A 25,322-nucleotide genomic window follows, 5' to 3' on the forward strand; every position below is an offset into this window, starting at 1 on the left:
TTCCGTCACACCGGGTACTTGTCTTCACGCCGCCGCAATCTTGATCAGTTTGGCGTAGTAAAACCCGTCATGCCCGCCTTCCTGGGCCAGCAACTGACGGCCGTGGGGTTGCTTTAGACCGGGAGGCGGATTGCCTTGCTGACCGGCAATGTCCAGCTCCCGGGCCCCCGACGTACGCGCCAGGAATGCATCAATGACTTCGGTGTTTTCAGTCGGCAGGGTCGAGCATGTGGCGTACAGCAAGATCCCGCCGACCTGCAGCGTCGGCCACAGCGCGTCGAGCAGTTCGCCCTGCAGCACGGCGAGGGCAGGAATGTCATCGGCCTGACGGGTCAGCTTGATGTCGGGGTGGCGGCGAATCACGCCAGTCGCCGAGCAAGGCGCGTCCAGTAGAATGCGCTGGAACGGTTTGCCGTCCCACCATAGATCCGTGGCGCGGGCGTCGGCGGCGATGAGTTCGGCACTCAGGCCCAGGCGATCCAGGTTCTCTTTGACCCGCACCATGCGCTTGGCTTCAAGGTCCACCGCAACGACGCCTGCCAGGCCCGGTTGGACTTCCAGCAGATGGCAGGTCTTGCCACCCGGTGCGCAACAGGCATCCAGCACACGTTGACCCGGGGCCAGCTCCAACAAGTCGGCGGCCAGTTGCGCTGCCTCATCCTGAACGCTGATCCAGCCCTCGGCGAAACCCGGCAGCGAGCGAACATCGCCCGGTTCGGTAAGCACGATGCCGTCCTGGCTGAACGTGCTCGGCGCCGCTGCGGTGCCTGCGTCCAGTAACAGCTGAAGGTATTGCTCGCGGGTTTTGTGCCGACGGTTGACCCGTAAAATCATCGGCGGGTGGGCGTTGTTTGCCGCACAAATCGCTTCCCAATGCTCAGGCCAGGCGGCTTTCAACGCTTTTTGCAGCCAGCGTGGATGAGCAGTGCGCACCACCGGATCGTGTTCCAGTTCTGTCAGCAGTGCCTCACCTTCCCGTTGGGCTCGACGCAGCACGGCGTTGAGCAGCGCTTTTGCCCACGGTTTTTTCAGTTTGTCGGCGCAGCCTACGGTTTCGCCGATAGCGGCGTGGGCAGGAATCCGCGAATAGAACAGCTGATACAGGCCCACCAGCAATAAAGCCTGCACGTCGTTATCAGCGGTTTTGAAGGGTTTCTGCAGCAGCTTGGCCGCCAGCGCGGAGAGCCTTGGCTCCCAACGCGCGGTGCCAAATGCCAGATCCTGGGTCAGGCCGCGGTCGCGGTCTTCAACCTTTTCCAGTTGCGTGGGCAAGGAGCTGTTCAGCGATGCCTTGCCACTCAGTACGGCAGCCAGGGCCTTGGCAGCGGCCAGACGCGGGTTCATTGAGCATCCACCGCTTGGCCGAGGACGGTGCCGACGGCGAACTTCTCGCGGCGGCTGTTGAACAGGTCAGCGAAGCCCAGCGGTTTGCCGCCGGGGAGTTGCAGACGCGTCAGACGCAGCGCGCCGTCACCGCACGCGACCAGCAGGCCGTCTTTGCTTGCGTCGATGATGCTGCCGGGCGTGCCCTCCCCGTCGGCGATCTGCGCGGCCAGAACCTTCAGCGCTTCGCCGTTGAGCGTGGTGTGGCAGATCGGCCATGGGTTGAAGGCGCGTACCAGTCGCTCCAGCTCAACGGCCGGGCGGGTCCAGTCGATACGTGCTTCATCTTTGTTCAGTTTGTGCGCATAGGTGGCGAGGCTGTCGTCCTGTACTTCGCCCACCAGCGTACCGTCTGCCAGGCCGGCAATGGCATGAATCACCGCAGGCGGGCCGAGCTCAGCGAGACGATCGTGCAGCGTACCGCCGGTGTCGTCGGCCGTGATCGGGGTCGTCACCTTGAGCAGCATCGGGCCGGTGTCCAGCCCCGCTTCCATACGCATGACCGTCACGCCGCTCTCGGCATCGCCGGCCTGCACCGCGCGCTGGATCGGCGCAGCACCGCGCCAGCGTGGGAGCAACGAGGCGTGGCTGTTGATGCAGCCCAGACGCGGAATATCCAGTACGGCCTGCGGAAGGATCAGGCCATAGGCGACCACGACCAGCAGGTCCGGTTGCAACGCGGCTAGCTCGGCCTGGGCTTCGGGTGCGCGCAAGGTGGGCGGCTGCATGACAGGAATAGTGTGCTGAAGGGCAAGCTGCTTGACCGGGCTCGGCATCAGCTTCTGACCACGACCGGCCGGGCGATCTGGCTGGGTGTACACCGCAATGACGTCGTGGGGACTGTCGAGCAGGGCTTTCAAATGCTCGGCGGCGAATTCCGGAGTGCCGGCGAACACGATGCGCAGTGGCTCAGTCATGGGCTTCTCTTGAGTATGACGGTAGAAACGCGCTTGCCCGCGATGGCGTGGTTTCAGCCGACAAATGCGGCAGAGGACAGGTCGCTATCGCGGGCAAACGGGCTCCTACGGTAGAAAGGAGGATGGCGGGATCAGGCGTTTTGCTTGTGGAGTTTTTCCAGCTTCTTCTTGATCCGGTCGCGCTTGAGATTGGACAGGTAATCAACGAACAGCTTGCCGTTCAGGTGATCGCATTCGTGCTGGATGCACACGGCGAGCAGGCCTTCGGCGATGAACTCGTAGGGCTGGCCCTCACGGTCCAGCGCCTTGACCTTGACCCGTTGCGGGCGATCCACGTTTTCGTAGAAACCTGGAACAGACAGGCAGCCTTCCTGGTACTGGTCCATCTCGTCGGTGAGCGGCTCGATCTCGGGGTTGATGAACACCCGCGGCTCGCTGCGATCTTCGGAGAGATCCATCACCACCACGCGCTTGTGTACGTTAACCTGCGTCGCGGCCAGACCGATGCCAGGCGCTTCGTACATGGTTTCAAACATGTCGTCGACCAACTGGCGAATGCCGTCGTCCACTTCAGCCACCGGCTTGGCGATGGTGCGCAGGCGCGAATCGGGAAATTCGAGGATGTTTAGAATGGCCATATACGTAAGGGATGCACTGTAGGGTAAAGTCAAAATCGGCTGCTAGGCTTGGGACGTCACAAGCTGCAGCCCTAGTAAAACCGGAAGTCTCGCAAGACTCAGCGTTTCACGCGAAGCCAACATGATAAAGGGATTCACCGCATGAGGAAATCACTACTCGCCCTGCTGCTGTTGGCCGCGACAGGCCTTGTCCAGGCGCAAGTACAGCTCAGGGATGGCCATCCACAGAGTTACACCGTCGTCGCCGGTGACACACTTTGGGACATTTCCGGAAAATTTCTTAACCAGCCGTGGAAGTGGCCCCAACTCTGGCGCGCCAATCCGCAGGTTCACGACCCTGATCTGATCTACCCCGGCGACACGCTCAACCTGATTTACGTCGATGGTCAGCCACGCATCGTCGTCAATCGCGGTGAGTCTCGCGGCACCATCAAACTCTCCCCGCGTGTGCGCAGTACGCCGATTGCCGAGGCGATTCCCACCATCCCGCTGGGCGCGATCAATGCGTTTCTGCTGAACAACCGAATCATCGACAACGCCAGCCAGTTTGAAGTCGCGCCTCATGTCGTGGCCGGCCCCGGCGAGCGGGTGCTGAGTGGTGCGGGTGATCGCATCTATGCCCGGGGCCAGTTCGAGCCGAGCCATGTGTCGTACGGCATCTATCGCAAGGGCAAGACCTACGTCGATCCGGTGAGCGGCGTGGTGCTGGGCATCAATGCCGATGACATCGGCAGCGGCCAAATCGTTGCCAGCGAAGGTGACGTGGCGACGTTGCAACTGCAGCGCTCGACCCAGGAAGTACGCCTCGGCGATCGGCTCTTCGTCAGTGAAGAACGCGGAATCAATTCCACCTTTGTCCCTAGTGAGCCCCAGCAACCGATCAGCGGCACTATCATCGATGTGCCCCGGGGCGTGACCCAGATCGGCGAGTTCGACGTGGTGACCATCGACCGTGGCCGACTGGATGGCTTGGCCGAAGGCAACGTGCTGGCCATCTACAAGACCGGCGAAACGGTGCGTGACCGGGTCAACGGTGATCAGGTCAAAATTCCCGACGAGCGCTCAGGGCTGCTGATGGTCTTCCGCACGTACGAGCGACTGAGCTACGGCATGGTGCTGCACGCAACCCGATCTCTGGCGGTTCAGGACAAAGTCCGCAATCCGTAATGCTATGTATCAGCTGCAAATCACTTTTCTCCACCGGCATGCTTCACTTATCAAATTGTTGTTAACAGACTTATCCACAGCTTGATCCACTGATTAAAGTGGGTCTCGGATCAAGGAAGATGACATGCCGTTGTTCGAAAAGGCCGGTCAGTCGCCGGCTGAGCTTGAAGCCCGTTTGCGTCTGCATCGGCTGCCGGAAGTCGGTCCAAAACGTTTTCACACCCTCATCGATGCGTTCGGCAGCGCCTCTGCCGCGTTGAGTGCGCCCGCTTCGGCATGGCGATCTCTGCGGCTGCCGGCGGCCAGTGCCGAGGCCCGTCGCAGTGCCGAAGTGCGCGACGGTGCCAGTGCTGCACTGGCCTGGTTAGAGCGTCCGGGCCAGCATTTGCTGATGTGGGACGACCCTGACTACCCTGCGCTGTTGGCAGAAATCCCGGATCCACCGCCCCTGCTCTTCATCGCCGGAAACCGTGCATTGCTTGATCGTCCGCAGTTGGGAATGGTGGGCAGTCGACGCGCTTCCAAGCCTGGACTCGACACCGCTGCGGCGTTCGCGCGGAGCCTGGCCGGTGCCGGTTTTGTCATCACCAGCGGGCTGGCGCTGGGTATCGACGGCGCCGCGCATCAAGGTGCTCTGGACGTAAAAGGCGGGACAATCGGCGTACTGGGCACCGGCATCGAAAAACTTTATCCACAGCGGCATCGTCAACTTGCAGCGCGTATGGTGGCCGAGGACGGCGCAGTGATTTCCGAGCTGCCGCTGGACGCAGGTCCCCACGCTAGCAACTTTCCCCGGCGCAATCGAATCATCAGCGGTTTGTCCCTGGGCGTGTTGGTGGTCGAGGCCAGCGTTGCCAGCGGATCATTGATCACGGCACGGCTTGCCGCCGAGCAGGGCCGTGAGGTCTATGCCATCCCCGGCTCGATCCATCATCCGGGCGCCAGGGGTTGTCACCAGCTGATCCGTGAGGGGGCCGTGCTGGTGGAAACCATCGACCATATTCTTGAAGCGCTGCAGGGTTGGAAAAATATCGCCCCGAGTCATGACGTCGTTGATAAACCGTCGCCCCCGCTTCATCCGCTGCTCGCCCTCTTGCACGCAGCGCCGCAAACCGGCGAGGCGCTGGCCCACAACAGCGGTTGGCCGTTGCCAAAGGTCCTGGCGGCGCTGACCGAGCTTGAACTCGACAGCAGCGTGGCCTGTGAAGCCGGGCGATGGTTTGCCCGGGCACGCTGAGGTTAAACTGCCCGCCTGCGTAATTTGGGAGAACGGACGATGGTCAGCAGTTGGCGAGTGCAGCAAGCCGCACGAGAAATTCGGGCCGGGGCGGTGATTGCCTATCCAACCGAAGCGGTGTGGGGGTTGGGTTGTGACCCCTGGGATGCAGAGGCGGTGTATCGCCTGCTGGCAATCAAGGCGCGGCCTGTTGATAAGGGCTTGATCCTGATCGCAGACAACATCCGTCAGTTCGATTTCCTCTTCGAGGACTTCCCTGAGCTGTGGATCGACCGCATGGCCAGTACCTGGCCGGGACCGAACACCTGGCTGGTGCCACATCAAGGCCTGTTGCCGGACTGGATCACCGGAAAGCACGACACCGTCGCCCTTCGGGTCAGCGATCACCCGACCGTACGCGAGCTGTGCGCCTTGACCGGTCCACTGGTGTCGACCTCCGCCAACCCGACCGGCCGCCCCGCAGCCCGCTCACGACTGCGCGTTGAGCAGTATTTCCACGAGCAACTGGACATGGTGCTGAGCGGCAGCCTTGGCGGGCGTCGCAACCCGAGTGTGATACGGGATCTGGTCACCGCTGAGGTGGTAAGGGCAGGTTAATGCCCTTCCACTGTTTCGCAGGTTGAGATCAAGGCACCAGAATGATCGACCCAACCGTTCTGCGCCCTGCCAGTTCGGTATGGGCCTTCGCGGCATCCTTGAGGGGAAACTTCTGGATGTCGTCGACCTTCACCTTGCCGCTGGCGACCATTTCAAACACCTCATCCGCCATCGCCTGCAAGGCTTCCGGGGTGTTCGCGTAGGAGCCCAACGTCGGCCGGGTGACGTACAGCGAGCCTTTCTGAGCGAGAACCCCCAGGTTCACGCCGGTTACTGCGCCTGACGCATTGCCGAAGCTGACCAGCAGGCCTCGCAATTCCAGGCAATTCAGCGACGTTTCCCACGTGTCTTTGCCCACGCCGTCATAGACCACCGGGACCTTCTTGCCGTCGGTCAATTCCAGTACACGCTGGACCACGTCTTCCTTGCTGTAATCAATCACTTCCCACGCGCCGAGCGCTTTGGCGTGCGCGGCCTTCTCTGCCGAGCTCACCGTGCCGATGAGCTTGACGCCCAAGGCGTTGGCCCACTGGCAGGCGATCGATCCCACGCCGCCGGCAGCGGCATGGAACAGGATGGTTTCTTCAGGGCGGATTTCGTAGGTCTGACGAAACAGGTATTGCACGGTCAGGCCCTTGAGCATGACGGCGGCGCCCTGCTCGAAGCTGATACCGTCAGGCAGTTTGGCGATGTTCGCGGCCGGCGTTACGTGAACGTCCCCGTAGGCACCCAATGGACCGGTGCCGTACACCACCCGGTCGCCGACTTTGACGTGGGTGACTTCGCTGCCGACCGCTTCAACCAGTCCGGCGCCTTCGTTGCCCAACCCCGACGGGAACGAAGGCGCCGGGTACAGGCCGCTGCGAAAGTAGGTCTCGATGAAGTTGACGCCAATCGCCTTGTTACGCACAAGCACGTCTTTCGGCCCTGGTGTCGGGGGTTCGAAGTCTACGTACTCGAGCACTTCGGGACCGCCATACGCCTTGAACTGGATACGTTTTGCCATTTGCTTTCTCCGTCATGGATCGGACTTGCAGAGGATGACTGTCGATGCGAAAGGGCTCTATCGGACTCCTTCGTTGGCGCTTCGTCAACTGCGGCAGCCGCCGTGCCGGTGATATGCTACGGGCCGAATTTCGCCGACGGGGTTTGCTGAGCGAGGCGTGCTATCAACGCCAAGCCCGGTCGAATCCCGCTCCCGACGCACGTTTCAGTTTATGCAGGTACCGCCATGTCCTTTCGCACCGATGCCGTCAAAGCCTACTTGCTCGATCTTCAGGACCGCATTTGCGCCGCGCTGGAAACCGAAGATGGCAGCGCCCGTTTCGTCGAGGACGCCTGGGAGCGGCCTGCCGGGGGTGGCGGACGGACCCGCGTGATCGAGAATGGCCATATCCTCGAAAAGGGCGGGGTCAATTTTTCCCACGTCTTCGGCGCCGGCCTCCCCCCATCGGCCAGCGCCCATCGACCGGAGCTGGCAGGACGTGGTTTCGAAGCACTCGGCGTGTCGCTGGTGATGCACCCGCACAATCCTCATGTGCCGACTGCCCACGCCAATGTGCGTTTCTTCATTGCAGAGAAAGAAGGCGAAGAACCAGTGTGGTGGTTCGGAGGCGGCTTTGACCTGACGCCCTATTACGGCGTCGAGGAAGACTGCGTTCATTGGCACCGCGTCGCCGAGCAGGCCTGCGCGCCGTTCGGCGCCGACGTCTATCCCCGTTACAAGGCGTGGTGCGATCGCTACTTCCATATCAAGCACCGCAATGAACCGCGCGGCGTGGGCGGCCTGTTTTTCGATGACCTCAACGAGTGGGATTTCGACACCAGCTTCGCCTTCATTCGCGCCATCGGTGATGCGTTCGTCGAGGCGTATGTGCCCATCGTTCAGCGCCGCAAAGACACGCCGTACACGCCGCAGCAACGGGAGTTTCAGGAGTTCCGCCGTGGGCGTTACGTTGAATTCAATCTGGTGTACGACCGTGGCACCTTGTTCGGGCTGCAATCGGGTGGCCGGACCGAATCGATCCTCATGTCGCTGCCGCCACAAGTGCGCTGGGGCTATGACTGGAAAGCCGAGCCGGGCAGCGAGGAAGCACGCCTGACGGAGTATTTTCTGCAGGATCGCGACTGGCTGGCTGAGGCGGCACAGTGATGACTGATCAGTACGTTGTCTTCGGTAACCCCATCGCCCATAGCAAGTCGCCGCTGATCCATCGCCTGTTCGCCGAGCAAACCGGTCAGGCGCTCGATTACCAGACCTCACTGGCGCCGCTGGACGGCTTCACCGCGTTCGCCAAGGCATTCTTCCAGACCGGCCGTGGCGCCAACGTCACCGTGCCGTTCAAGGAAGAAGCGTACCGGATGGCTGATCAGCTGACCGAGCGCGGCCGTCGTGCCGGGGCGGTCAATACGCTGGCGCTGCAGGCGGATGGCAGCCTGCTGGGTGACAACACGGACGGAGCCGGTCTGGTTCGGGACCTGACGGTCAATCATGGCGTAACGCTCAAGGACAAACGCATCCTTGTGCTCGGAGCTGGCGGCGCGGTGCGTGGCGCGCTGGAACCCTTGCTGGCGGAAGATCCCTACGTGCTGGTGGTCGCCAATCGCACAGTGGAAAAGGCCGAGCGATTGGCCGAGGAGTTTGCCGACATTGGCCCGGTGCTGCCCGCCGGCTATGACTGGCTGGAAGAGCCGGTGGACATCATCATCAACGCCACGTCGGCGAGCCTGTCGGGCGAAGTACCGCCCATTGCGCCCAGTCTGATTCAGCCGGGCGTGACCATTTGCTACGACATGATGTACGCCAAGGAGCCGACCGCCTTTTGCCGCTGGGCCACGGAGCACAGCGCCGGACAGGCAGTGGATGGTTTGGGGATGTTGGTCGAGCAGGCCGCCGAGGCGTTTTACCTGTGGCGCGGCGTGCGACCGGAGTCAGCGCCGGTTCTGGCGGAACTGCGACGGTTGATGGTGCAGAACGGATAACGCTCACGTTCCAGGCTGACACTTATTTTGTGGTGGATGCCTGGTCGTCCAGACGCCGCACTGTCACGCTGCAAGCGCGCTCCCACAGACTGATATTGGTCCTGTAGGAGTGAGCTTGCTCGCGATGCTTCTTGTCGGCGCTTACAACTTGGCCTTAACCGCTGGCAGCGCGTCTTTGTCGTCAACGGTTTTCACGCCGTCGAGCCATTTGTCCAGCACCGCCGGATTGGCTTTCAGCCACGCTTTCACCGCCTCGGTGTTGCTGACCTTCTTGTCCACCACGGTCTGCATGATCGAGTTTTCCATGTCCTGGGTGAACACCAGGTTGGAAAGCAGCTTGGCCACATTCGGGCAGGCGTCGGCGTAACCTTTGCGCGTCACGGTGTAAACGCTGCCGGTATCACCGAAGTATTTCTCGCCGCCTTTCAGGTAGTGCATGCCTTTGATCTGCACGTTCATCGGGTGTGGCGTCCACCCGAGGAACACCACGAATTCCTTCTTCTTCACGTTGCGCTGCACTTCGGCCAGCATCGCCTGCTCGCTAGACTCAACCAACTTCCAGTCACCCAGCTCGAACTCGTTCTTCTTGATGATTTCCTGAATCGACGCGTTGGCCGGAGCGCCCGAGCCGATGCCGTAGATCTTCTTGTGGAACTTGTCGGCAAATTTGTTCAGGTCGGCGAAGTCGTGAACGCCCGCGTCATAGACGTAATCGGGAACCGCGAGGGTGAACTCGGTGCCTTCCAGGTTCTTCGCGTATTGCGTCACGTCACCGGTGGCGATGAATTTGTCGTAGAAGCCCTGCTGCGCCGGCATCCAGTTGCCCAGAAAGACGTCGAGCTGCCCGTCCTTCAGACCGCCATAGGCGATGGGCACCGCCAGGGTGTCGATCTTGGTTTTGTAGCCCATGCCGTCGAGCAAAAAGCCTGCGGTGGCGTTGGTCGCAGCGATATCGCTCCAGCCTGGATCGGCCATCCGCACAGTGCTGCAGCTCGCGTCGGCGGCATAGGCCACGACGCTGCTCAAGCCCAAGACCCCAACCGCCAGCGTGGTGAACAGCTTATTCATGGTGTGCCCCTTTTTGATTTTCTAGGTGTTGGCAGGGTTCAAGGTTGCGGATAACGGGCCTTGCGCTCCAGATCGTCCAGATCAATATGGTTGCGCATGTACTGCTGACTGGCGTCGACCAGCGGCTGGTGATCCCAACTCTTCAGCTTGCCGATGGCCAGCGACTCGGCGACAAAACGCCGGCGCCGCTGACTGGCGAGCACCTGGTGGTGTATCGCCGGAATGTCCCACTTGGCCTGTGCTTCGGCCAGGAACGCAGCGAACAGGTCGCGATGAGCCTCGGATCGACTCAGCTCTTCCTGCTCCTCCGGATCGTTGCGCACGTCATACAGCAGACATGGGTCCCGTTCCGAATAAATGAATTTGTACGCGCCGCGACGAATCATCATCAGCGGACTGTTGGTGCCCTCGGCCATGTACTCGCCGAACACCTCGTCATGGCCGCCTTCGCCTTGCAAGTGCGGCAACAGTGAACGGCCATCAAGCGGCAAACCGGCGTCCAGTTGACCCTCAGCCAATGCCACAAAAGTCGGCAACAGGTCAGCGGTGGACACTGCGGCCTGCACACGGCCGGCCTTGAATTGCCCCGGAGCGTACACCAGCAGCGGGACCCGCGCCGACATCTCGAACCAGTGCATTTTGTACCAGAGCCCGCGCTCACCCAGCATGTCGCCATGGTCGCCGGAGAACACAATGATCGTGTCGTCAGCCAAGCCTGTTTCTTCCAGGGTTTTCAGCAGTTTGCCGACGTTGTCATCAATGTAGCTGCATGCGCCGAAATAGGCGCGGCGCGCATCGCGAATCTTTTGCTCGGGCAGCGGCTTGTCCCACAGGTCATAGACTTTCAGCAGGCGTTGAGAATGCGGGTCCAGTTCGGACTGGGCCAACCGCGCGTGGGGCACCGGGATGTCGTCGTCGCTGTACAGATTCCAGTAGGACTTGGGGATGGTGTACGGATCGTGGGGATGGGTCATCGACACCGTCAGGCAAAATGGCTGATCGCCGTCTTCGCGCACATGGTCGAACAGATACTGCTGCGCCTTGAACACCACTTCTTCGTCGAAATCGAGCTGATTGGTGCGTACGCAAGGACCGGCCTGCAGCACCGAAGACATATTGTGGTACCAGGTCGGGCGCACGTCCGGCTCGTCCCAGTTCACAGCCCAACCATAATCGGCCGGATAAATGTCGCTGGTCAGGCGCTCTTCGTAGCCGTGCAGTTGATCAGGGCCACAGAAATGCATCTTGCCGGACAGCGCCGTGCGATAGCCGAGACGACGCAGGTAGTGGGCGTAGGTCGGCACATCAGCGGGAAAATCAGCAGCGTTGTCATAGGCGCCGATCTTGCTCGGCAACTGACCGCTGACCAAGGTGAAACGCGACGGCGCGCACAGCGGACTGTTGCAGTAGGCGGCGTCGAACACCACGCCTTCAGCGGCGAGGCGACTCAAGTGGGGCATCTTGATCGGAGAAGAGGCGTACATCGGCAACATGGGCGCGGCCATCTGATCGGCCATGATGAAAAGAATGTTCTTGCGCTTCATGTTTTCGCGGCATCCCATAGTCATTATTTATGCGAAAGTGCTCCGGCCGAGGATGGTGCCCATGCCGTCCGCGGTAAAGCCCATATGCGGCAATGCTTAGGATAAGTACAGCTTATGTTTGAAGCCCTTGGTGCCATGTCACTGGATTTGCTTCGCGGCTTTGAGGCCGCCGCACGGTTGCGCAGTTTTACCGCTGCGGCTATCGAGCTCGGCACTACTCAGCCGGCCATCAGCCAGCAAATCAAGCGACTGGAAGAGCAACTGGGGACGCGGCTGTTTGATCGCATCTATCGCGGCATTGAGCTGACGGACGCCGGGCAGATTCTCTTCAATCACGTACAGACCGGGCTCGAATCGATGGACGCGGGCCTCAGCGCAATCACCGAGCAGCATCAGCACGAGGTTTTGCAGGTGGCGACCGATTTCGCCTTCGCCGCCTATTGGCTGATGCCGCGCCTGCACCGTTTCCACAAGGACAACCCCGACGTCGACGTCAGCCTGGTCACCAGCGAGCGCAGTCACAGCATGCTGCGCGCGGATATCGATGTGGCCGTGTTGTTCGGCGACGGGCGATTCAAGCAGGGAGAAAGCCATTGGTTGTTCAGCGAGGAAGTGTTCCCGGTCTGCAGCCCGCGATTGCTGAAGGGGCGCGACCTGCCCTTGCCCACCAAGGCGCTGAAAGACTTCGCTCTACTGCACCTTCGTGGCGAAGGCGGCAATAACTGGTTTGACTGGAGTGGCGTGTTTCGCGCCCTGAATATTCCCCAGGCACCCGCGCCGGGGCAGCTGAGATTCGATAACTACACGCTGCTGATTCAGGCGGCGATCGGCGGCCAGGGCGTGGCCATCGGCTGGCGACATCTGGTGGATGATTTGCTGGAGCAGGGTTTGCTATGCCGCCCGATCGAAGCGAGCGCCGTCTCCGGATACGGGTATTACATCGTCCTGCCGCAACGCAAACGGCGCGTGCAGATCGTGCAGCGGTTCGTGGACTGGTTAAGAAGTGAACAGGCGTTGAGTGGAGATCTTTTGAAGGCCAAGTCGCTGCCGTCGATTGCGGTTTAGGGCCTTCGTGACAAACATTGTCGCTGATCTGGCGGCCTATCGATGGTGCCGCAGTTGTAGCTGCGACGCACGACTTGTGGGAGCGAGCTTGCTCGCGAAGAGTCCGGTAGATCCGCTAGATATCCAGCACCGGAAATGCCGTATTCGCGAGCAAGACGAAGCGCCACCCCGGTCACTCCCACACGGGCCTGCCTTAATTCAGCACGCCATCCAGGATTTCATAAACGATCCCGCTGCCAATGGCGATCAGCACAACGTCCGGGCCCAGGCGGCGCCATTCGTAGCCATCGTATTGAGGCAGATATTGCAGCGAGCGTTGGTCCAGTCGACGGCCATAACCGCGTGGCAGCGGGTGGCCTTTGACGATGTGGACGCCGGGAGGCAGTGGCTGACCGCGACCGATGACTTCCCGGTGCTCGCTGATGGTCCGGCGCACATCGCCGAAGTCGGCAGGAGGACGCCCGCCACGCTGGTTGTTGCCACGGTTATCCGCACGCGGTTCGTTGCGATGGTCGTTGCCGTTGCCGCGATCGCCCTGCGGACCGCCTTGCGGACCATTGGGTTGGCCGTGATCCTGATGCTGGCCCGGGCCATTGTTATCTCCGCCGCGTTGATCCGGTGGTGCAGCCTGAACCAGCGCGCTGGCGCTGAGCATCAACACGCCCAACCCGGCGATCAAACGATTCGAGACTTTCATGTAGCGCACTCCTGAGCAAATACGGGCAGCAAAAAGGGGTTCAGGACGTGGTCCTGAACCCCTTCGCTGTACGGCTTAGTGTGCTGCCAGAGACCGAGATTCCTCTGTATCAGAAACTTTACCTTCGGCTACGCGGGCTTTACGCACGCCTTGGGACAACTGCGCGCACAAACCCAGCACGCCGCTGACCGCATGTTCCGGCGAAGACGCGTTGGCGATCTGATCGATCAGTGCCGAACCGACGACGACACCGTCGGCCACGCGCGCAATGGCGGCCGCTTGTTCAGCTGTGCGAATACCGAAGCCGACACTGATTGGCAGATCGGTATGGCGGCGAAGGCGTTGCACGGCGTCCTTAACGTGATCAATCGTTGCAGAGCCCGCGCCTGTCACGCCCGCCACCGACACGTAGTAAACGAAACCGGAGCTGCCGTTGAGCACGGTCGGTAAACGAACGTCATCAGTGGTCGGCGTGGTCAGGCGGATGAAGTCCAGACCTGCGTCCTGCGCTGGGTCGCACAACTCGGCGTTGTGCTCCGGCGGCAGGTCCACCACGATCAGTCCGTCGACGCCCGACGAATGAGCTTCGGAGATGAAGCGCTCGATGCCGTAGTTGTGGGTGGGATTGTAGTAACCCATCAGCACCAGCGGCGTGACGCTGTCTTCTTCACGGAATTCGCGAACCATCTGCAGCGTCTTCGCCAGGTTTTGCTTGGCGTTAAGCGCGCGAATGTTGGCCAGCTGAATTGCCGGGCCGTCCGCCATCGGGTCAGTGAACGGCATACCCAGCTCGATTACATCGGCACCTGCCTTCGGCAATCCCTTGAGGATCGCCAGCGAGGTGTCGTAGCCCGGGTCGCCTGCCGTGATGAACGTCACCAGGGCTGCGCGGTTTTGTTCTTTCAGTTCAGCAAAACGCGTTTGCAGGCGGCTCATCAGTGTTTCTCCTGCTGGGACAGATCCAGGTGGTGCATTACGGTTTGCATGTCCTTGTCGCCACGACCGGACAGGTTGACCACCATCAGGTGATCCTTCGGCAGGTTTGGAGCGCGTTTGAACACTTCAGCCAGGGCGTGGGCGGTTTCCAGCGCCGGGATGATGCCTTCGAGGCGGCAGCATTGGTGGAACGCAGCCAGTGCTTCATCGTCGGTGACCGAGGTGTATTCGACGCGACCGATGTCATGCAACCAAGCGTGCTCAGGGCCAATGCCTGGGTAGTCGAGGCCGGCTGAAATCGAGTGGGCGTCGATAATCTGACCGTCGTTGTCCTGCAACAGGAAGGTGCGGTTGCCGTGCAGTACGCCCGGAACGCCGCCGTTCAGGCTGGCGGCGTGCTTGCCGGTCTCGATGCCGTGGCCGGCCGCTTCGACACCGATGATGCGCACACTCGTGTCATCCAGAAACGGATGAAACAGTCCCATTGCGTTCGAGCCACCGCCGATGCACGCCACCAGACTGTCCGGCAGACGGCCTTCGTGCTCTTGCATCTGAACGCGGGTTTCCTTGCCGATCACGGACTGGAAGTCACGAACCATTGCAGGGTAAGGGTGCGGACCTGCGACGGTGCCGATCAGGTAGAAGGTGCTGTCGACGTTGGTAACCCAGTCACGCAGTGCCTCGTTCATGGCGTCCTTCAGCGTGCCAGTACCAGCGACCACCGGAATGATCGTGGCGCCCAACAGCTTCATGCGGAACACGTTGGCTTGCTGACGCTCGATGTCAGTGGTGCCCATGTAGATGACGCACTCCAGGCCAAAGCGTGCCGCCACGGTAGCGGTGGCAACGCCGTGCATGCCGGCGCCGGTCTCGGCGATGATGCGCTTTTTGCCCATGCGCCGCGCCAGCAGGATCTGGCCGATACAGTTATTGATTTTGTGCGCGCCGGTATGGTTGAGCTCTTCGCGCTTCAGGTAAATCTTGGCGCCGCCACAATGCTCGGTCAGGCGCTCCGCGAAATACAGCGGGTTTGGACGACCCACGTAATCGCGCTGGAAGTACTCCAGATCTTTCAGGAACGAAGGATCATTCTTCGCGATTTCGTACTCGCGGTTTAGATCAAGGATCAGCGGCATCAAGGTTTCAGCGACGTAACGTCCGCCGAAAGCGCCGAACATGCCACGGTCGTCCGGGCCTTCGCGGTATGCAGTTTGGGTCTGGGTCATGCGGACCTCCGGAGATACGAATAGAGTTAGCCGTCAGGCAGTGATCACACTCTAACCAGCGCCAGCGACGATGAAAACCGATAAGATCGGGGCAACCTGTCAGGAAAACTCACACATCCCATGAGCCGAGACCTTCCGCCCCTCAACGCATTGCGTGCTTTTGAAGCCACCGCCCGGCTGAACAGTGTCAGTCAGGCGGCTGAGCAATTGCACGTGACCCATGGTGCCGTGAGTCGCCAGCTGAAAGTGCTGGAGGAACACCTGGGTGTGAGCCTGTTCAGCAAAGATGGACGTGGCCTGAAACTCACAGATGCAGGCATTCAGTTGCGGGATGCGAGTGCCGAAGCATTTGATCGTCTGCGCGGTGTCTGTGCTGAGCTTAGCCAGGGCAGCGCGAATGCGCCGTTCGTATTGGGCTGCTCTGGAAGCCTATTGGCACGCTGGTTCATTCCAAGGCTGGGGCGCCTTAACGCGGATCTCCCCGACCTGCGCCTGCACCTCTCTGCAGGAGAAGGCGACCTTGACCCGCGACGTCCCGGGCTGGATGCACTGCTGATATTCGCCGAACCGCCATGGCCTACGGACATGCAGGTCTTCGAGCTTGCCAGCGAGCGCATCGGGCCGGTGATGAGTCCACGATTCGCGCGGTTCGACGAGCTGCGACACGCCCCGGTCCATGCGCTGTTGGGCGAGCCATTGCTGCAGACCACATCGCGGCTGCAAGCCTGGCCGGCATGGGCGACGCAAAACGGCATCGAGCCCAACGCGCTGAGCTACGGACAGGATTTCGAGCATTTGTATTATTTACTGGAGGCGGCTGTTGCAGGGCTTGGCGTGGCGATCGCGCCGGAGCCGTTGGTGGCTGACGACTTGAAAGCCGGGCGCCTGGCCGCGCCATGGGGTTTCAGTGAAACCCCGGCGCAGCTGGCGTTATGGGTACCAAAGCGCGCCGCGGATGAGCGCGCTCAGCACCTGGCTCGATGGCTCAAGCAGGAACTCGAGCGATCGGGGCAGGCTTGATCAGCCGCGCTTGCACAGCAGGTAAGCTGCCAGCAGGCCGATTGCGCCAACGGCGACGCCTGCGGTAGTCCAAGGGTGCTCTTGGGCGTAGTCACGGGTCGCAACGCTGGTTTCGCGAGTTTTGACTTTGACGTCTTCGTAGACATCGCTCAACAGGCTGCGCGAATGGCTCAGCGCGCTTTCAGCGTTGGCTTTCAGGTTTTTCAGAGTCTTGCGCGACTCGTCGGAAGCGTCGGACTTCAAGCCTTCCAGCGACTTGAGCAGACTCTCGATCTCGGCTTCCATGCTTTGCAACGACGCTTTACGGGATGACGTGAATGCCATGATTTGACTCTCCTGCTGTGATGAGTGGCGTGTGTTGTTTCCGACTACAGGGTTTCGAGAAAGTGCAGTGCGTAATGCGAAGTGCCGTTTCTTCTGAACTTTTAGGCCGCATTTCGGCACAGAGATAGTGAACACAATCACTGCGGCGCTGCCACCGCGCAACACCTTTCAGGAGAACTGCCATGTCTGATCATCACACCTACAAAATGCTGGAGCTGGTCGGGTCATCGACCGTGAGCACCGACGACGCGATCCAGAACGCTATTGCCCAGGCTGCCAAGTCCGTGAAGCTCATGGAATGGTTCGAAGTGCTGGAAACCCGCGGCCACATCGAAGACGGCAAAGTCGGTCACTTCCAGGTGACCATCAAGGTTGGCTTCCGCATCGACAACAGCTGAGTCGCTGAACTTTTAGAGTGGCCGAGTGCCACAACCTTCGCTATACATACCGCGCAGTCGTGACTTTTTCCAAGGTTCATGACGCTGGTTCATGTAGTCAGGCCGCCCCGATTGGAGCGGCCTTGTTGATCCGAAAATGCGCCTGACGAGGGGATGTACCGATGAAAAAAGTTCTGTTGGCCATAGGCTTGTTGAGCATTGCGGGCACTACGATGGCCGCTGGTAAATCGTGCGGTGACGTGAAAGCCGACATCGACGCGAAGATCAAAGCCAAGGGCGTCGCCTCCTACACGCTGGAAGCTGTAGAAAAAGGCAGCTCGGCGGACGGTAAGGTTGTTGGCACCTGCGAAGGCGGCAACAAGGAAATCGTTTACAAGCGCGGCTGATCTCGGCCCGCTGATACAAAAAAACCGGCGCATATGGCGTCGGTTTTTTTGTTTATGGCAGGACAGGTTTCAGCGAAAGGCCGTGACTCAGCCCCTCGCCGCTTGCGCCAAGATCTCGTAAGAGCGTAGGCGATCGGCATGTTCGTACATGTCACAGGTGAAGATCAGCTCATCTGCGTCGGTCTGCTCAAGCAGCACATCCAGCTTCGCGCGAATCTTCTCCGGACCGCCGACGACCGCCAGCCCCAGGAAATCCATCACCGCATCACGTTCATGGGGCAGCCACAAACCATTCATGCTCTCGACGGGCGGCTTCTGCATCAGACTCTGCCCACGCATCAGGCTCAGGATGCGTTGGTACACCGACGTCACCAGGTATTCAGCTCGCTCGTCGGTCTCTGCGGCGGCCAACGGGACGCCGAGCATCACGTAGGGCTTGTCGAGGACGTCCGAAGGTTTGAAGTGACTGCGGTAGACCCGAATCGCTTCGTGCATGAAGCGTGGCGCGAAGTGCGACGCGAATGCATAGGGCAGCCCCCGCTCACCGGCCAGTTGAGCACTGAACAGGCTCGAACCCAGCAACCAGATCGGCACATTGGTATTGGTGCCGGGCACAGCGAGAACGCGCTGATGGGGCTGACGCGGCCCGAGGTAGTTGACCAGTTCGGTCACGTCATCCGGGAAATCATCGGCACTGCCTGAGCGCTCGCGACGCAGGGCGCGGGCCGTCATCTGATCGGAACCCGGCGCGCGGCCAAGACCGAGGTCGATCCGCCCCGGAAACAAGCTTTCCAGCGTGCCGAACTGCTCGGCGATTACCAGCGGCGCGTGGTTGGGCAGCATGATCCCGCCCGACCCGACCCGAATGGTCGACGTGCCGCCGGCCAGATAGGCCAGCAGAACAGAAGTTGCCGAACTGGCGATGCCGTCCATGTTGTGGTGCTCGGCCACCCAGAAACGGTTGTAGCCCCATTTCTCGACGTGTTGCGCCAGGTCCAGCGCATTACGCAGCGATTCCGCCGGGCCTTTGTCTTCGCGGACGGGCACCAGATCGAGCGTCGAAATCTTCACATCAGCTAATCGTTTCATAGGCCGTTGTTGATCCTCTTGAGGCTTGAATCGGCGCATCCGTCGGGGACATCACGCGAGCAAACCGGCATTAAGACTAAATATTTGCGTTAAGCCATAGGATAAGGGCGGATTTCAGAGTTGCAATGGGTAAGGCGAAATTTCCTACTAATTTGGTCGGATTTAACGTTGCGCCCGTCCGCAAAAAAGCACATGGGGCATAAGCGTTGAACTAAGTCCCGCCTACACTCCTCAGAACTTTGGTCCGCGTGCGGGCGAAATCGCACTTTTCATGAGGAGACACCATGAGCATCGTCAAGAAAGCATCCGCCCACTGGGAAGGTGACCTGAAGTCGGGTATCGGCAGCATCTCTACTGAAACCGGCGTCCTGCGCGAAGCGCCGTACGGCTTCAAGGCCCGCTTCGAAGGCGGCAAGGGCACCAACCCGGAAGAACTGATCGGCGCAGCCCACGCTGGCTGCTTCTCGATGGCACTGTCGATGATCCTCGGCAATGCGAATCTGAAAGCTGACAGCATCGACACCACCGCTGACGTCACCCTGGATCAAGTTGATGGCGGCTTCGCGATCACTGCCGTGCACCTGACACTGAAAGCCAAAATCCCTGGCGCAACTCAGGAGCAGTTCGAGAAACTGACCAACGATGCGAAGGAAGGCTGCCCGGTTTCGAAAGTGCTCAACGCCAAGATCACGCTCGATGCCACGCTGGTGAGCTGATTCGCGTTACTGTTGCACTCGATGGCCCGCTATTGCGGGCCATCTTCGTTATGGACGCGCCAGAACCGGCGTGCGCCCCCACGGTCACATGCTAGGCCGATGCGTATCGCACGGTGCCGAAGGAGTCGAATATGAAACGTATCGCCGCAATCCTGATTCTTGGTGCTCTGACCACCAGTGCCTTCGCTGCGCCCAAGCCGTGTGAAGAGCTTAAAGCTGAAATCGAAACGAAGATCCAGGCTCAGAGCGTCAGCTCATATACGTTGGAGATCGTGGCCAATAAAGATGTCACCGACCAGAGCATGGTCGTCGGTACTTGCGAAAACGACACGAAAAAAATCATCTACCAGAATAACGGTCGCTAGTCCGGGCGTGAGCTGAAGTAGTTCGTAGGCTGTGTGTAAGCCATCTTGTGTGGGTGGCGAGGCCGAGATAACGCGTCACGGAATACAGAAAATGTCCCCCTCCTCCGCGAGCACGTTGCGTTGCTCGTCCCGCAACTGTGCGTCGATGCTGTTGGTAATATTGCGCACGTCGAGACGGTAGCGGTGGCCGGCTTCGAAGCGGTCGTAGTTGATCGTTACGTAGCAGGTTCGCTCGTTGTAGATGTCCATCGACAAGCCCATCGCGCCGGGAGCGTAGTCGTAGTCATACCGCACTTCGAGCTTGTGTTTGCCGGGCGTCACCTGAAAGAAGCGTCCGTCGTAGGTGCGCACGCCGTCCAGCTTGTCCGCCATCAGGGTTTTGCCGGTAAAGGTATGCAGATCGACCCACGCCTGCTGGGGATCAACCGCAGGCAGCGGCCCCGCGCATCCGGCCAGAAGACTCAGGGCAACGAGGGACAGAGGCAAGCGCATGATGAACTCCGCAGCAGGACAAATGGCGATGATGGTTGCGTCAGAGGCAGGCTGTCCGGCATAACGCTGAATGTTTGGACTTCATGAATATCGACGTTAAGGCTGCTGCATGATTCGATCGAAAAAGGCCTGGTTGCAACGCGGCCTGCCGGTGCTGGCGACTTTACTCCTCGGCGGCTGCTCCAGTCTTTCCTATTACTCGCAACTGGCCGGCGGCCAAATGGCCCTGTTGCGGGCGCGCGAACCGGTTGCCGACGTCATCGCTGACCCCAATCGCGACCCTACGCTGCGCGATCATCTGCGCACATCTCAGCAGGCCCGTGCCTTTGCGACCGAGCATCTGCATCTGCCGGATAACCGCAGCTACCGCCTTTACGCCGATATCCATCGCCCGTATGTCGTCTGGAACGTATTCGCGACCGGCGAATTTTCCCTTGATCCTGTCACCCATTGCTTCCCCATCGCCGGGTGCGTGGCCTACCGCGGCTACTACACCCAGGGCGCCGCGCGGGGGGATGCGGCTGTTCAGAAGCTGGAGGGTAAAGACGTGTATGTCAGCGGCGTGGAAGCGTACTCAACGCTCGGCTGGTTCGATGATCCGATTATCAGCTCGATGATGAACTGGGGCGATGAGCGTCTGGCCACGCTGATCTTTCATGAGTTGGCGCACCAGCGGTTTTACGTGAAGGACGACAGCGAGTTCAACGAGTCCTACGCCAGTTTCGTGGAGCAGGAAGGCACACGTCAGTGGCGCGCGGCGCGGGGTTTGCCTGCGGACGGCGGGTCTTCGGAAGCGCGGCGACGCGATCAACTCACACAGTTGGCGCTCGACACCCGGGATCGGCTGAAGGCGCTGTACGCCGAGCCGCTGAGTCCGCAGGTCATGCGCGCACGCAAGGCCGCTGAGTTCGAGCGTCTGCGCAGCGAGTATCGGCAGCTGCGCGACAGTCAGTGGGGCGGCGATAAGCGCTTTGACGGCTGGGTGTATGCACCGATGAACAACGCACGCCTGCTGCCCATTGGTCTGTACGATCAGTGGGTACCGGCGTTTGAAGCGTTGTTCAGGCAGGTGAACGGCGATTGGCCCGCATTCTATTCGGCGGTGGAAAAGCTGGGCGGACTGCCCAAGGATGAACGCAAGGCGGCGCTGCAGCGGCTGGCCCAAAAAGCCTAAGCGGCATGATCGTTCCCCCGTTCTGCGTGGGAACGATCATCGCTTGCCTGATTGAGTGCTCTCAGCTTTTGAGAAACGCCCGATGCAGCGCGCTGACAGACTCAAAGTGATAGGTTGGCGCCTCGGCCTCCAGCTCTTCGCGACTGCCAAACCCGTAACCCACCGCTACCACATCCAACCCGTTGCGCTTGCCGCCAATCAAATCGTGTTTGCGGTCGCCGATCATCAGCGTCTGTTTCGGGTCGAGCTGCTCTTCATCCAGCAAATGCCGAATCAGCTCAACCTTGTCAGTGCGGGTACCGTCCAGCTCGCTGCCGTAGATCAGCTTGAAATGGCGCGCGAAATCGAAATGCCGGGCTATTTCATGGGCGAACACCCAGGGTTTTGACGTCGCGATGAACAGCGTCCGGCCCTGATCCGAGAGCATGTCCAGCAATTCGAACACGCCATCAAACACCAGATTCTCGTAAAGGCCCGTCACCTTGAAGCGCTCGCGGTAAAAGCCCACGGCCTCCCAGGCCTTCGCTTCGTCGAAGTCGTAGGCGCGCATGAATTGCTGCAACAGCGGCGGGCCAATGAAGTGCTCAAGCCGGGTGGTGTCGGGTTCGTCGATGCCCAGCTTGCTCAAGGCAAACTGGATGGACCGGGTGATGCCTTCGCGCGGATCGGTCAGGGTGCCGTCCAGGTCGAACAGGATATTCTGGTAATGCATGGGTGCTCTCAGCAGGGTTTGTCGAAGCCTTCGGCCAGGTGCTGGTCTTTCAGCTTTACGTAATTGGTCGCGCTGTAGGGGAAGAAGGCGATCTCTTTCTCGGTCAGCGGACGCATTTGTTTCACCGGACGCCCGACGTAGAGGAACCCGCTCTCAAGGCGTTTGCCGGGCGGCACCAGACTGCCCGCGCCGATGATCACCTCGTCCTCCACCACCGCACCGTCCATGATCGTGGTGCCCATGCCGATCAGGATGCGATTGCCGACGGTGCAGCCGTGCAGCATGACCTTGTGGCCGATGGTCACTTCGTCGCCGATCAACAGCGGAAAACCGTCCGGGTTGAACGGCCCGGCGTGGGTGATGTGCAGCACGCTGCCGTCCTGCACGCTGGTGCGCGCGCCGATGCGGATGCGGTGCATGTCGCCACGGATGACGGTCAGCGGCCAGACCGAACTGTCGACGCCGATTTCGACATCGCCGATCACAACCGCCGAATGGTCGACAAACGCCCGCTCGCCAAGGGCCGGGGTGTGCTGCTGGAACGTGCGAATGGCCACGATAGGCTCCTTCTCTGGCGCCGATAGCTGCGGCCGACGCCGATTGTAATTAAGATGCGTGGGTGTTTCTTTTAGCCAAGGTGCCAAACCGTGAGCGCGAACAACCCTCTGTTGCAATCCTACGACCTGCCACCTTTCTCGGCGATTCGCGCCGAGCATGTAAAACCTGCCATCGAACAGATTCTCGCCGACAACCGCGCCGCGATTGCCGACATCCTCGCCAAGCAAGGTTCTCAGCCTACATGGGCTGGCCTGGTGCTGGCGATGGACGAACTCAATGATCGCCTGGGCGCCGCCTGGAGCCCGGTCAGCCACCTGAACGCCGTGTGCAACAGCCCGGAACTGCGCGAGGCCTATGAGTCTTGCCTGCCGGCACTGAGCGCCTATTCGACCGAGATGGGTCAGAACCGCGAACTGTTCCAGGCCTTCGAAGCCTTGGCCAACAGCCCGGAAGCGGCCAATTTCGACGTCGCCCAGAAGACCATTCTTGAACAATCGCTGCGTGATTTCCGCCTGTCGGGCATCGACCTGCCGCCAGAACAGCAAAAACGCTACGCCGAGGTGCAGAGCAAGCTGTCCGAGCTGGGCAGCCAGTTCTCTAACCAACTGCTCGACGCGACCCAAGCCTGGAGCAAGCACGTCACTGACGAAGCTGCCCTCGCCGGCCTGACCGATTCGGCCAAGGCGCAAATGGCCGCCGCAGCCCAAGCGAAAGATCTCGAAGGCTACCTGATCACGCTCGAGTTCCCGAGTTACTACGCCGTCATGACCTACGCCGAAGACCGCGCGCTGCGCGAAGAAGTCTACGCCGCGTACTGCACCCGCGCGTCTGACCAGGGCCCGAACGCTGGCAAAAACGACAACGGCCCGATCATGGAGCAGATTCTCGATCTGCGTCAGGAACTGGCCAAACTGCTGGGTTTCGCCAGCTTCTCCGAGCTGAGCCTGGCCACCAAAATGGCCGAGTCCAGCGATCAGGTCCTCAGCTTCCTGCGTGATCTGGCCAAGCGCAGCAAGCCCTTTGCTGTTCAGGATCTGCAGCAGCTGAAAGCCTATGCTGCCGAACAAGGCTGCCCGGACCTGCAAAGCTGGGACAGCGGTTTCTACGGCGAGAAGCTGCGCGAACAGCGCTACAGCGTTTCCCAGGAAGCGCTGCGCGCCTACTTCCCGGTCGACAAAGTGCTGACCGGCCTGTTCGCGATCGTACAAAAACTGTACGGCATCGAAATCGCCGAGCAGAAGGGCTTCGACACCTGGCACCCGGACGTCCGCCTGTTCGAAATCAAGGAAAACGGCCAGCACGTCGGGCGCTTCTTCTTTGATCTCTACGCCCGCGCCAACAAGCGTGGCGGTGCGTGGATGGACGGCGCCCGCGATCGTCGTCGCACCGCTGAAGGCACGCTGCAAAGCCCGGTGGCCAATCTGGTCTGTAACTTCACCCCAGCGGTCAGCGGCATGCCGGCGCTGCTCACCCACGATGAAGTCACCACCCTGTTCCATGAATTCGGCCATGGCCTGCACCACCTGCTGACCCGCGTCGAACATGCGGGCGCGTCGGGCATCAACGGCGTGGCGTGGGATGCGGTCGAGCTGCCGAGCCAGTTCATGGAAAACTGGTGCTGGGAGCCGGAAGGCCTCGCGCTGATCTCCGGCCATTACGAAACCGGCGAGCCGCTGCCTCAGGACCTGCTGGAGAAAATGCTGGCGGCGAAGAATTTCCAGTCCGGCCTGATGATGGTCCGCCAGCTGGAATTCTCGCTGTTCGACTTCGAACTGCACGCCACCCACGGCGACGGCCGCACCACGCTGCAAGTGCTGGAAGGCGTGCGTGACGAGGTGTCGGTGATGCGTCCGCCTGCGTACAACCGCTTCCCGAACAGCTTTGCCCACATCTTTGCCGGCGGTTACGCGGCGGGCTACTACAGCTACAAATGGGCCGAAGTGCTGTCTGCCGATGCATTCTCGAAGTTCGAGGAAGAAGGCGTGTTCAACGAGCAGACCGGCCGGGCGTTCCGTGAAGCCATTTTGGCGCGGGGCGGGTCACAGGCGCCGATGGTGCTGTTCGTCGACTTCCGCGGACGCGAGCCTTCGATTGACGCACTCTTGCGCCATTCGGGCTTGAGTGAGGAAGCGGCAGCATGACCGAGACACCACGGGTGATTACCAAGAAGCGCTTCATCGCCGGGGCGGTTTGCCCGGCGTGCAGCGAGCCTGACAAGTTGATGATGTGGAACGAAGACGACGTGCCGCACCGTGAGTGCGTGCACTGTGGTTATTCCGACACCCTCAATGCGCAGGGGCAATCGATCCCGACAGAACTTGGCACGCGGGTGAACAAGCCTGTGGTAAAGCCGGCCGATCCCAAGGTGCAGGGCGTGCAGTTCTTCCCGAATCCGAAGCTGAAGAGGCCGGTTGATCCAAGCTGATATCGCTGCATTTCAGTGGGACCGGCTTTAGCCGGGAAGAGGCCGGTGCGAACACCCTCAATTTTGCGGCGTGGCGCGCTGTAGTGGTCAACTAATTCCGGACACCTCGATAGGTGGTTTCAAGGCCATCGTCCGTTCGTAAACGGTCGGTGGCAGATAACCCAGTTTCGAGTGCAGCCGCTCATTGTTGTAATACCCAACGATGT

General features: G+C 60.6%; 28 protein-coding genes. 14 read left to right on the forward strand and 14 right to left on the reverse strand.

Annotation, left to right across the window (positions count from 1 at the left end; genetic code table 11):
- Positions 1 to 24 precede the first annotated feature (24 nt).
- The 3 genes from rsmB to def all read right to left on the reverse strand — a co-directional run bounded on the left by rsmB (position 25) and on the right by def (position 2,938).
- Entirely contained in the window at positions 25 to 1,344 is a 1,320-nt protein-coding gene (rsmB, locus tag ABEH28_RS25550; RefSeq protein ID WP_346631419.1) for a 16S rRNA (cytosine(967)-C(5))-methyltransferase RsmB, read from the reverse strand.
- Positions 1,341 to 2,300: a methionyl-tRNA formyltransferase gene (fmt, locus tag ABEH28_RS25555; protein ID WP_346631420.1), complete on the reverse strand. Its 960-nt coding sequence runs from the start codon at positions 2,298 to 2,300 to the stop codon at positions 1,341 to 1,343. Before fmt ends, rsmB begins: the two co-directional genes overlap by 4 nt.
- A 131-nt stretch (positions 2,301 to 2,431) precedes the next feature.
- On the reverse strand, positions 2,432 to 2,938 hold the full coding sequence (gene def, locus ABEH28_RS25560; protein WP_172610173.1) for a peptide deformylase: 507 nt from the start codon (positions 2,936 to 2,938) through the stop codon (positions 2,432 to 2,434).
- A 141-nt stretch (positions 2,939 to 3,079) separates the two neighbouring features.
- Between def and ABEH28_RS25565 the strand changes: the two genes are divergently transcribed.
- The 3 genes from ABEH28_RS25565 (at position 3,080) to ABEH28_RS25575 (ending at position 5,939) form a co-directional block, all read left to right on the forward strand.
- Positions 3,080 to 4,105, forward strand: coding sequence for a LysM domain-containing protein (locus tag ABEH28_RS25565; RefSeq protein WP_282365455.1), 1,026 nt, complete (start codon positions 3,080 to 3,082; stop codon positions 4,103 to 4,105).
- Between the two features lie 124 nt (positions 4,106 to 4,229).
- Complete coding sequence (gene dprA, locus ABEH28_RS25570; protein ID WP_346631421.1) at positions 4,230 to 5,342, forward strand: DNA-processing protein DprA; 1,113 nt, start codon at positions 4,230 to 4,232, stop codon at positions 5,340 to 5,342.
- A gap of 39 nt (positions 5,343 to 5,381) precedes the next feature.
- Positions 5,382 to 5,939, forward strand: coding sequence for a Sua5/YciO/YrdC/YwlC family protein (locus ABEH28_RS25575; RefSeq protein ID WP_133774050.1), 558 nt, complete (start codon positions 5,382 to 5,384; stop codon positions 5,937 to 5,939).
- A 28-nt stretch (positions 5,940 to 5,967) separates the two neighbouring features.
- Here ABEH28_RS25575 and ABEH28_RS25580 read toward each other — a convergent pair whose 3' ends face one another.
- Complete coding sequence (locus tag ABEH28_RS25580) at positions 5,968 to 6,945, reverse strand: NADPH:quinone reductase (protein WP_346627339.1); 978 nt, start codon at positions 6,943 to 6,945, stop codon at positions 5,968 to 5,970.
- A gap of 225 nt (positions 6,946 to 7,170) precedes the next feature.
- On the opposite strand from ABEH28_RS25580, the gene hemF reads away from it, so the two are divergent.
- Together hemF and aroE are read left to right on the forward strand one after the other, a co-directional pair.
- Complete coding sequence (gene hemF, locus ABEH28_RS25585; RefSeq protein ID WP_346631422.1) at positions 7,171 to 8,091, forward strand: oxygen-dependent coproporphyrinogen oxidase; 921 nt, start codon at positions 7,171 to 7,173, stop codon at positions 8,089 to 8,091.
- A complete protein-coding gene (gene aroE, locus ABEH28_RS25590) occupies positions 8,091 to 8,921 on the forward strand; it encodes a shikimate dehydrogenase (protein WP_346631423.1) in 831 nt (276 codons plus the stop codon). Before hemF ends, aroE begins: the two co-directional genes overlap by 1 nt.
- A 141-nt stretch (positions 8,922 to 9,062) precedes the next feature.
- Here aroE and choX read toward each other — a convergent pair whose 3' ends face one another.
- Both choX and betC read right to left on the reverse strand, forming a co-directional pair.
- Complete coding sequence (gene choX, locus ABEH28_RS25595) at positions 9,063 to 9,989, reverse strand: choline ABC transporter substrate-binding protein (RefSeq protein ID WP_192174411.1); 927 nt, start codon at positions 9,987 to 9,989, stop codon at positions 9,063 to 9,065.
- A 38-nt stretch (positions 9,990 to 10,027) separates the two neighbouring features.
- A complete protein-coding gene (gene betC, locus ABEH28_RS25600) occupies positions 10,028 to 11,533 on the reverse strand; it encodes a choline-sulfatase (RefSeq protein ID WP_346631424.1) in 1,506 nt (501 codons plus the stop codon).
- 114 nt (positions 11,534 to 11,647) lie between these two features.
- Here betC and ABEH28_RS25605 point away from each other — a divergent pair, with 114 nt between their 5' ends.
- The gene (locus tag ABEH28_RS25605; protein WP_346631425.1) at positions 11,648 to 12,598 is read left to right on the forward strand and encodes a LysR family transcriptional regulator; all 951 of its coding nucleotides are present in this window, start codon (positions 11,648 to 11,650) and stop codon (positions 12,596 to 12,598) included.
- 193 nt (positions 12,599 to 12,791) lie between these two features.
- Here the strand turns inward: ABEH28_RS25605 and ABEH28_RS25610 are convergent, their stop codons facing one another.
- From ABEH28_RS25610 to trpB, 3 genes are all read right to left on the reverse strand, one after another.
- On the reverse strand, positions 12,792 to 13,295 hold the full coding sequence (locus ABEH28_RS25610; protein WP_346631426.1) for an anti-virulence regulator CigR family protein: 504 nt from the start codon (positions 13,293 to 13,295) through the stop codon (positions 12,792 to 12,794).
- A gap of 75 nt (positions 13,296 to 13,370) precedes the next feature.
- Positions 13,371 to 14,231, reverse strand: a complete 861-nt coding sequence (gene trpA / locus ABEH28_RS25615) for a tryptophan synthase subunit alpha (RefSeq protein WP_346631427.1) — start codon at positions 14,229 to 14,231, stop codon at positions 13,371 to 13,373.
- Entirely contained in the window at positions 14,231 to 15,457 is a 1,227-nt protein-coding gene (trpB, locus tag ABEH28_RS25620) for a tryptophan synthase subunit beta (RefSeq protein WP_192174416.1), read from the reverse strand. Before trpB ends, trpA begins: the two co-directional genes overlap by 1 nt.
- Positions 15,458 to 15,577: 120 nt before the next feature.
- Here trpB and ABEH28_RS25625 point away from each other — a divergent pair, with 120 nt between their 5' ends.
- The gene (locus ABEH28_RS25625; protein ID WP_346631428.1) at positions 15,578 to 16,477 is read left to right on the forward strand and encodes a LysR family transcriptional regulator; all 900 of its coding nucleotides are present in this window, start codon (positions 15,578 to 15,580) and stop codon (positions 16,475 to 16,477) included.
- Here ABEH28_RS25625 and ABEH28_RS25630 read toward each other — a convergent pair whose 3' ends face one another.
- On the reverse strand, positions 16,478 to 16,801 hold the full coding sequence (locus ABEH28_RS25630) for a DUF883 family protein (RefSeq protein WP_037017008.1): 324 nt from the start codon (positions 16,799 to 16,801) through the stop codon (positions 16,478 to 16,480). It lies immediately after the preceding gene.
- A gap of 182 nt (positions 16,802 to 16,983) precedes the next feature.
- Between ABEH28_RS25630 and ABEH28_RS25635 the strand changes: the two genes are divergently transcribed.
- Together ABEH28_RS25635 and ABEH28_RS25640 are read left to right on the forward strand one after the other, a co-directional pair.
- Complete coding sequence (locus ABEH28_RS25635; RefSeq protein ID WP_065987998.1) at positions 16,984 to 17,199, forward strand: dodecin; 216 nt, start codon at positions 16,984 to 16,986, stop codon at positions 17,197 to 17,199.
- Positions 17,200 to 17,360: 161 nt separating this feature from the next.
- On the forward strand, positions 17,361 to 17,585 hold the full coding sequence (locus ABEH28_RS25640) for a DUF1161 domain-containing protein (RefSeq protein WP_346631429.1): 225 nt from the start codon (positions 17,361 to 17,363) through the stop codon (positions 17,583 to 17,585).
- 87 nt (positions 17,586 to 17,672) lie between these two features.
- Here ABEH28_RS25640 and ABEH28_RS25645 read toward each other — a convergent pair whose 3' ends face one another.
- Positions 17,673 to 18,674: an LLM class flavin-dependent oxidoreductase gene (locus tag ABEH28_RS25645; protein ID WP_192174419.1), complete on the reverse strand. Its 1,002-nt coding sequence runs from the start codon at positions 18,672 to 18,674 to the stop codon at positions 17,673 to 17,675.
- A gap of 284 nt (positions 18,675 to 18,958) precedes the next feature.
- On the opposite strand from ABEH28_RS25645, the gene ABEH28_RS25650 reads away from it, so the two are divergent.
- Positions 18,959 to 19,390, forward strand: a complete 432-nt coding sequence (locus ABEH28_RS25650) for an OsmC family protein (RefSeq protein WP_037017022.1) — start codon at positions 18,959 to 18,961, stop codon at positions 19,388 to 19,390.
- Positions 19,391 to 19,521: 131 nt separating this feature from the next.
- Positions 19,522 to 19,755 (forward strand): DUF1161 domain-containing protein, encoded by a 234-nt coding sequence (locus tag ABEH28_RS25655; RefSeq protein ID WP_192174420.1) that lies wholly within the window; start codon positions 19,522 to 19,524, stop codon positions 19,753 to 19,755.
- 75 nt (positions 19,756 to 19,830) lie between these two features.
- On the opposite strand, the gene ABEH28_RS25660 is transcribed toward ABEH28_RS25655, so the two are convergent.
- Positions 19,831 to 20,247: a hypothetical protein gene (locus ABEH28_RS25660; RefSeq protein ID WP_346631430.1), complete on the reverse strand. Its 417-nt coding sequence runs from the start codon at positions 20,245 to 20,247 to the stop codon at positions 19,831 to 19,833.
- A 109-nt stretch (positions 20,248 to 20,356) separates the two neighbouring features.
- Between ABEH28_RS25660 and ABEH28_RS25665 the strand changes: the two genes are divergently transcribed.
- A complete protein-coding gene (locus ABEH28_RS25665) occupies positions 20,357 to 21,421 on the forward strand; it encodes an aminopeptidase (RefSeq protein WP_346631431.1) in 1,065 nt (354 codons plus the stop codon).
- Between the two features lie 61 nt (positions 21,422 to 21,482).
- On the opposite strand, the gene ABEH28_RS25670 is transcribed toward ABEH28_RS25665, so the two are convergent.
- Both ABEH28_RS25670 and ABEH28_RS25675 read right to left on the reverse strand, forming a co-directional pair.
- Complete coding sequence (locus ABEH28_RS25670; protein ID WP_346631432.1) at positions 21,483 to 22,133, reverse strand: HAD family hydrolase; 651 nt, start codon at positions 22,131 to 22,133, stop codon at positions 21,483 to 21,485.
- A gap of 8 nt (positions 22,134 to 22,141) precedes the next feature.
- Complete coding sequence (locus ABEH28_RS25675) at positions 22,142 to 22,690, reverse strand: gamma carbonic anhydrase family protein (protein ID WP_346631433.1); 549 nt, start codon at positions 22,688 to 22,690, stop codon at positions 22,142 to 22,144.
- Between the two features lie 90 nt (positions 22,691 to 22,780).
- Between ABEH28_RS25675 and prlC the strand changes: the two genes are divergently transcribed.
- Complete coding sequence (gene prlC, locus ABEH28_RS25680) at positions 22,781 to 24,832, forward strand: oligopeptidase A (RefSeq protein ID WP_346631434.1); 2,052 nt, start codon at positions 22,781 to 22,783, stop codon at positions 24,830 to 24,832.
- Positions 24,829 to 25,116 carry a YheV family putative zinc ribbon protein gene (locus ABEH28_RS25685; RefSeq protein WP_346627330.1) on the forward strand — a complete coding sequence of 96 codons (288 nt, stop codon included), beginning with the start codon at positions 24,829 to 24,831 and terminating at the stop codon, positions 25,114 to 25,116. Before prlC ends, ABEH28_RS25685 begins: the two co-directional genes overlap by 4 nt.
- The last annotated feature ends 206 nt before the right edge of the window (positions 25,117 to 25,322 follow it).

This window comes from Pseudomonas sp. Ps21-P2, assembly GCF_039672565.1.
Lineage (GTDB): Bacteria > Pseudomonadota > Gammaproteobacteria > Pseudomonadales > Pseudomonadaceae > Aquipseudomonas.

Coding starts and splice junctions, on each gene's coding strand:
- ABEH28_RS25650 (WP_037017022.1), top strand. CDS start 18,959: ATGAGCATCGTCAAGAAAGCATCCGCCCACTGGGAAGGTGACCTGAAG.
- hemF (WP_346631422.1), top strand. CDS start 7,171: ATGTCCTTTCGCACCGATGCCGTCAAAGCCTACTTGCTCGATCTTCAG.
- ABEH28_RS25605 (WP_346631425.1), top strand. CDS start 11,648: ATGTTTGAAGCCCTTGGTGCCATGTCACTGGATTTGCTTCGCGGCTTT.
- betC (WP_346631424.1), bottom strand. CDS start 11,533: ATGAAGCGCAAGAACATTCTTTTCATCATGGCCGATCAGATGGCCGCG.
- ABEH28_RS25655 (WP_192174420.1), top strand. CDS start 19,522: ATGAAACGTATCGCCGCAATCCTGATTCTTGGTGCTCTGACCACCAGT.
- ABEH28_RS25635 (WP_065987998.1), top strand. CDS start 16,984: ATGTCTGATCATCACACCTACAAAATGCTGGAGCTGGTCGGGTCATCG.
- rsmB (WP_346631419.1), bottom strand. CDS start 1,344: ATGAACCCGCGTCTGGCCGCTGCCAAGGCCCTGGCTGCCGTACTGAGT.
- ABEH28_RS25565 (WP_282365455.1), top strand. CDS start 3,080: ATGAGGAAATCACTACTCGCCCTGCTGCTGTTGGCCGCGACAGGCCTT.
- ABEH28_RS25625 (WP_346631428.1), top strand. CDS start 15,578: ATGAGCCGAGACCTTCCGCCCCTCAACGCATTGCGTGCTTTTGAAGCC.
- ABEH28_RS25640 (WP_346631429.1), top strand. CDS start 17,361: ATGAAAAAAGTTCTGTTGGCCATAGGCTTGTTGAGCATTGCGGGCACT.
- trpB (WP_192174416.1), bottom strand. CDS start 15,457: ATGACCCAGACCCAAACTGCATACCGCGAAGGCCCGGACGACCGTGGC.
- ABEH28_RS25660 (WP_346631430.1), bottom strand. CDS start 20,247: ATGCGCTTGCCTCTGTCCCTCGTTGCCCTGAGTCTTCTGGCCGGATGC.
- dprA (WP_346631421.1), top strand. CDS start 4,230: ATGCCGTTGTTCGAAAAGGCCGGTCAGTCGCCGGCTGAGCTTGAAGCC.
- ABEH28_RS25645 (WP_192174419.1), bottom strand. CDS start 18,674: ATGAAACGATTAGCTGATGTGAAGATTTCGACGCTCGATCTGGTGCCC.
- choX (WP_192174411.1), bottom strand. CDS start 9,989: ATGAATAAGCTGTTCACCACGCTGGCGGTTGGGGTCTTGGGCTTGAGC.
- def (WP_172610173.1), bottom strand. CDS start 2,938: ATGGCCATTCTAAACATCCTCGAATTTCCCGATTCGCGCCTGCGCACC.
- fmt (WP_346631420.1), bottom strand. CDS start 2,300: ATGACTGAGCCACTGCGCATCGTGTTCGCCGGCACTCCGGAATTCGCC.
- ABEH28_RS25580 (WP_346627339.1), bottom strand. CDS start 6,945: ATGGCAAAACGTATCCAGTTCAAGGCGTATGGCGGTCCCGAAGTGCTC.
- trpA (WP_346631427.1), bottom strand. CDS start 14,231: ATGAGCCGCCTGCAAACGCGTTTTGCTGAACTGAAAGAACAAAACCGC.
- ABEH28_RS25670 (WP_346631432.1), bottom strand. CDS start 22,133: ATGCATTACCAGAATATCCTGTTCGACCTGGACGGCACCCTGACCGAT.
- aroE (WP_346631423.1), top strand. CDS start 8,091: ATGACTGATCAGTACGTTGTCTTCGGTAACCCCATCGCCCATAGCAAG.
- ABEH28_RS25685 (WP_346627330.1), top strand. CDS start 24,829: ATGACCGAGACACCACGGGTGATTACCAAGAAGCGCTTCATCGCCGGG.
- ABEH28_RS25575 (WP_133774050.1), top strand. CDS start 5,382: ATGGTCAGCAGTTGGCGAGTGCAGCAAGCCGCACGAGAAATTCGGGCC.
- ABEH28_RS25630 (WP_037017008.1), bottom strand. CDS start 16,801: ATGGCATTCACGTCATCCCGTAAAGCGTCGTTGCAAAGCATGGAAGCC.
- ABEH28_RS25610 (WP_346631426.1), bottom strand. CDS start 13,295: ATGAAAGTCTCGAATCGTTTGATCGCCGGGTTGGGCGTGTTGATGCTC.
- ABEH28_RS25665 (WP_346631431.1), top strand. CDS start 20,357: ATGATTCGATCGAAAAAGGCCTGGTTGCAACGCGGCCTGCCGGTGCTG.